The organism is Pigmentiphaga sp., assembly GCF_019689535.1.
Classification (GTDB): domain Bacteria; phylum Pseudomonadota; class Gammaproteobacteria; order Burkholderiales; family Burkholderiaceae_B; genus Pigmentiphaga.
In genome coordinates, this window is sequence record NZ_JADGHH010000232.1 from 1 (window position 1) to 4,840 (window position 4,840).

General features: G+C 64.7%; 5 protein-coding genes. 3 read left to right on the forward strand and 2 right to left on the reverse strand.

All coding sequences use genetic code 11. From position 1 onward, the window contains the following. On the reverse strand, nucleotides 1-863 hold an 863-nt coding region (locus IRZ12_RS15640; RefSeq protein WP_296470336.1), incomplete at its 3' end, for a LysR substrate-binding domain-containing protein. 99 nt (nucleotides 864-962) lie between these two features. Continuing rightward, complete coding sequence (locus tag IRZ12_RS15645; RefSeq protein ID WP_296470339.1) at nucleotides 963-2,420, reverse strand: 2-hydroxymuconic semialdehyde dehydrogenase; 1,458 nt, start codon at nucleotides 2,418-2,420, stop codon at nucleotides 963-965. A 182-nt stretch (nucleotides 2,421-2,602) separates the two neighbouring features. Here IRZ12_RS15645 and IRZ12_RS15650 point away from each other — a divergent pair, with 182 nt between their 5' ends. From IRZ12_RS15650 to IRZ12_RS15660, 3 genes are all read left to right on the forward strand, one after another. Next, a complete protein-coding gene (locus IRZ12_RS15650; RefSeq protein ID WP_296470341.1) occupies nucleotides 2,603-3,097 on the forward strand; it encodes a MarR family transcriptional regulator in 495 nt (164 codons plus the stop codon). Between the two features lie 127 nt (nucleotides 3,098-3,224). Next, nucleotides 3,225-4,046, forward strand: a complete 822-nt coding sequence (gene mhpD, locus IRZ12_RS15655) for a 2-keto-4-pentenoate hydratase (protein WP_296470344.1) — start codon at nucleotides 3,225-3,227, stop codon at nucleotides 4,044-4,046. After that, nucleotides 4,043-4,822 carry a fumarylacetoacetate hydrolase family protein gene (locus IRZ12_RS15660; RefSeq protein ID WP_296470348.1) on the forward strand — a complete coding sequence of 260 codons (780 nt, stop codon included), beginning with the start codon at nucleotides 4,043-4,045 and terminating at the stop codon, nucleotides 4,820-4,822. Before mhpD ends, IRZ12_RS15660 begins: the two co-directional genes overlap by 4 nt. The last annotated feature ends 18 nt before the right edge of the window (nucleotides 4,823-4,840 follow it).

The following is a 4,840-nucleotide window of genomic DNA, read 5'->3' on the forward strand; positions in this document are numbered from 1 at the left end:
CGCCCGAACAGCCCGAATTCTTCGAGCGGCAGGCGCTTGAGGAGCCCGTGCTCCAGGAACTGGGCCGCGGCGTCTTGCGGCATCAGCGCGATCGCTTCCCCCCGGAGCAGTATCCCGAGGTTGGTCAGCAGGGACAGCGATTCGATGTAGCGGGGTGGCAGGCCAAGGCCGGTGCGGTGAAAGGTTTGTTCCACGGCGGTCCGCAGGGGCGACTCGGCCGAGGGCAGGATCCACGGCCAGTCCATCAACTGCGCGAGTTCGACGCGAGGTTCCCGGATGAGCGGGTGGTGCGCGCCGACCACGGCGTAGAGCCGCTCTTCGTACAGCGTGTGGTGAGTGAGGGGATAGGCATAGCCGAGCGCGATATCGCGTTCGGGCAGCCGGCCGACGACGATGTCCAGGTCGCCGGTGGCCAGGGCGGGGAACAGTTGGGACGACGGGCCTTCGGAAACGGTCACGCGTATCCCGGGGTGCTCCTGCATCAGCAGGGAAATGGCCTCGGGCAACAGCTTGGCCGAGGCCGCGATGAGCGTGCCCACGATGACGTGGCCGCTTTCGCCGGTCAGTGCGGCATTCAGCTCATCGGTCATGTACCGCAGTTCGGCCATCAGTGTCTTGACCCGGCGCCCGAGCAGGTGGGCGAGCTCGGTCGGGACGACGCCGCGGTTGGATCGCTCGAATAGCGGCGCCCCGACGAATTTCTCCAACTCGTAGATGGCCTTGGTGACGCTAGGCTGCGTCAAGTTGAGCTCATTGGCGGCGCGCGACAGCGAGTGGCGCTCGAGGACGCGTTCGAAGATCTGCAGCTGGTGCAGTTTGAGCTTGTGGCCTAGCGCGTTGGGGGTAAGGCGGAAATTGGACATGGACGGACCGCGGCGGCTCCTGGTGATCCCGGAAAGCCGCGGAACGGCTTTGCCGGTCCGCAGGCCTCGCCCGTTCGGGAGCACGCAAGGACGAAGAAGCTACAACTTTACGCAAACATTGGTAGGTTCGGTATAAAAATGTAGCGAGTGGCGGCCGCCTTCACGCCCTATGCCCGACAAACCGCTGCCGCCGAACGGCGTGCGCAGGTCGCGCAGGAACCAGCAGTTCACCCAGGCCAACCCGACCTGCATGGCCTGGGCCACGCGGTGCCCGCGCACCAGGTTGGTGGTCCAGACTGCGGCCGCGAGGCCATACTTGGTGTCGTTGGCCAGGGCAATGGCCTCTTCCTCGGTGTCGAACGGGGCAATGTGGCAGACCGGGCCGAAGACTTCTTCCTTGATGCAGCGCGCGGTCTCGGGCAGGCCGGTCCAGATGGTGGGCTGGATGTAGGCGCCGTTGTCCCGCTCATCGCCGAATTGGGGCACGCCGCCCCCGGTGACGACCGTGGCGCCTTCTTCCACCGCCAGGCGCATGTACGAGAGCACCTTCTCCCGGTGTTCGTGCGAGACGAGCGGCCCCATGGTCGTGGCAGGATCCATCGGCCGGCCAAGCACCAATTTTTCCGCCTCGCGCTTCACGGCCTGGACGAAGCGGTCGAAGATGGGACGCTGTACGTAGACGCGCTCGGTGCATAGGCAGACCTGCCCACAGTTCGCGAAGACGGAATTCGCGACGCCCGCCACGGCCTGGTCGAAATCGGCGTCTTCGAACACCAGGGCGGCGTTCTTGCCTCCCAGCTCGAAGGAAACCGGCTTGACGCCAGGGGCCACGGCTTTCATGATCGCGGCGCCGGTGGCCGACTCACCGGTGAATGTGACGCCGTCGATGTCTTCGTGCGTGGTGATGAACTCTCCGGCAGAGTTGGGCCCGAAGCCGTGGACCAGGTTGAACACGCCCTCGGGCAGGCCGACCTCCATGGCGACCTCGGCCAGCAGCGTAGCGGTCGAGGGCGTCACCTCGGAGGGCTTGGCCACTACGGTGTTGCCGAAGGCCAGCGCCGGCGCGACCTTCCAGGTGAACAGCAGCAGCGGGAGATTCCACGGCGAAATCACGCCGACGACGCCCAACGGCTTGCGGTAGGCGTAGTTCAGCGCCTGGCGGCCGTCCGGGGTGTCTGTCATGTAGCTTTCCATGTCCAGGGTGCGCGCGATTTCCGCGAAAGCGCGGAAGTTGGCAGCGCCGCGCGGAATGTCGATCTGGCGGGCCCATCCCACGGGCTTGCCGGTGTCGCCGATTTCTGCCTCGAGGAAGTCGTCGAAGCGGCGCTCGATGCCGTCGGCCAGGGCGTAGAGATAGTCCGTGCGCTGCTTGACGGACATCGCCGCCCAGGCCGGCAGGGCACGACGGGCCGCCGCCACGGCGGCATCGACCTGGTCGCGGCCGGCCTCGTGTACGCGCGCGATCAATTCCCCGTTGGCCGGGTTGAGCTTGTCAAAGGTGCGGATGCCGTCTTCGAAGCGGCCGCCGATGAAGTTGCGAAGGGTCTTGGTGGACATGTGGCGCTACCTAGATTAAATAGTACGTATACGTCATAATAGTAATGGATTTTCGTCCGATCATCCCGGTTCCGGGCATAACTTATCGGTGGCCAGCCATAGCCGAATCGCGGTCCGCGCGCTGCGCCAGGCGGGCGGAAGGGGCGCCATCAGTTAACATTTAAGTGGTTCTGCACGTCACCATGAAACGATCCCCTGCTACGCGGCGCAGGCCTGCCGCACCGGAAACCGTGCCGTGCACGGATGCCGTCAAGGCATTCGAGCTAACCGACGTGGTGTCGCATTTGCTCAGGCGGGCGCATTTCCGGGCCGAAGCGCTGTTCATGCAGACCTTCCACGATGAAGATCTGACCCCGCGCCAGAAGGCTTTGCTGATTACCGTTTGCAAGCATCCGGGCGCGACGCAGAACCAATTGGCCGAAGATATTGCGTTGGACCGCAATTCCTTGGCTGACATGATCAACCGCTTGGTGCGCAAAGGGTATTTGCGTCGCCAACGGTCCGCCGACGACAAGCGGGCCTATTCGGTGACGATCACCCAAGCGGGCGTGGACGTGCTCGAGCGCATACTGCCGCGCGACAAAGAAGTGGAGGAGGCCATCATTGCCGTGTTGCCGCCTGAGTATCGGGCGTTGTTCATCAAGTGTCTCAAATTGATGGCCGGGGTTGCACCGTGAGGGGCGGCCGTTGTCCGTCGATTGCTTTCTCACGTATATTCGTACGTATACGGCATAAAAAACGTTTCGAAGACGGTTCTAGCACCAGACGTTTCATTTTTTCTTCAACTTCCAGACAGGACTACCCATGGGGCAGATAGGACAAGGAGGCGCCTCCGCCGAGGTGATCGCCGGGCTGGCGCAGCGCTTGCGCGATGCGCATGAAAGCCGCGTTGCCATCGATCCGATACGCGATCAATTGCCGGCTGGCGACTTGGACGCCGCATACGCGGTGCAACAGGCCAATACGGACTACTGGGTCCGGCAGGGGCGCAGGCTCGTCGGCCGCAAGATCGGGTTGACCTCCAAGGCGGTGCAGGCGCAGCTGGGCGTGGACCAGCCTGATTACGGCATGTTGTTTGCCGACATGTCGGTGTGCGACGGCGAGGAGGTCCCCCTGTCGAGGCTGATCCAGCCCAAGGTCGAGGCGGAAATCGCCTTCGTGATGGAGCGCGACCTCACCCAGCCCATGGCCACCATGGCTGAGCTGATCTCGGCCGTGGCGTACGCGCTGCCGGCCATCGAGATCGTCGACAGCCGCATCGCGAACTGGAAGATCAGCATCGTCGACACCATCGCCGACAACGCGTCGTCCGGGCTGTTCGTACTGGGCAATCGCCCGGTCAAGCTGAGCGACTTCGACGGCCGGCTGTGCGGGATGGTCATGGAGCGCAATGGCGACCAGGTGTCGATCGGCGCGGGCGCGGCATGCCTGGGGCATCCCCTGAACGCCGCGCTGTGGCTGGCCCGGAAGATGGCCGAGTGCGGCAGCCCGCTGCGCGCGGGCGACGTGGTGTTGAGCGGCGCGCTGGGCCCCATGGTCGCAGTGCAAGGTGAGGAAATTCTCGAAGCGCGCATCAACGGGCTGGGCTCGGTGCGCGCGGTATTTGGTGCGAAGGAGCAAGCATGAGCGGTCCGCTGTTGTCTCTTCCCGATGTGGCGCGCGAGCTGGACGAAGCCGCATGCACGCCGCGTGCCGCCGAGCAGTTTGCGGAACGCCGCCCGATGACGCTCGCCGAGGCCTATGAGGTGCAGCGCTTGCTGATCCAGCGGCGCATCGATCGCGGTCATCGCCGCATCGGCATGAAAATGGGTTTCACCAGCCGGGCCAAGATGGTCCAGATGGGCGTCCACGACATGATCTGGGGCCGGCTGACGCACGACATGCGCGTAGACGAGGGTGGCGAGCTCAAGCTGTCGACCCGCGTGCATCCGCGTGTCGAGCCCGAAATCGCGTTCCTGCTGCGCAAACCTTTGTCGGGCATCGTCTCGCCGGTCGAGGCCCTGGATGCGGTGGAGGCCATCGCGCCGGCGCTCGAGATCATCGATTCGCGCTACAAGGCTTTCAAGTTCTCGCTCGAGGACGTCGTGGCCGACAACGCATCGTCGTCCGGCGTCGTGATCGGCACCTGGCACAAGCCTAGCATCGATTTTTCGAACCTGGGCCTGATCATGTCTTGCAACGGCAAGCCGCAGCAGGTGGGCACCACGGCCGCCATCCTGGGCCATCCCGTACGCTCGCTGGTCGCTGCTGCCCGCTTGGTGGCGGAAGCCGGAGAGATCCTGCCGGAAGGTTCGATCGTGATGGCAGGGGGCGCGAGTGCCGCCGAAGCGCTGGTGGCGGGCACCTGGGTCGAGCTCGAGATGCAGGAGCTGGGGCGCGTGGGGTTCCACGTTACGGCGTAAGCAGAGCCAGGGCAGGCC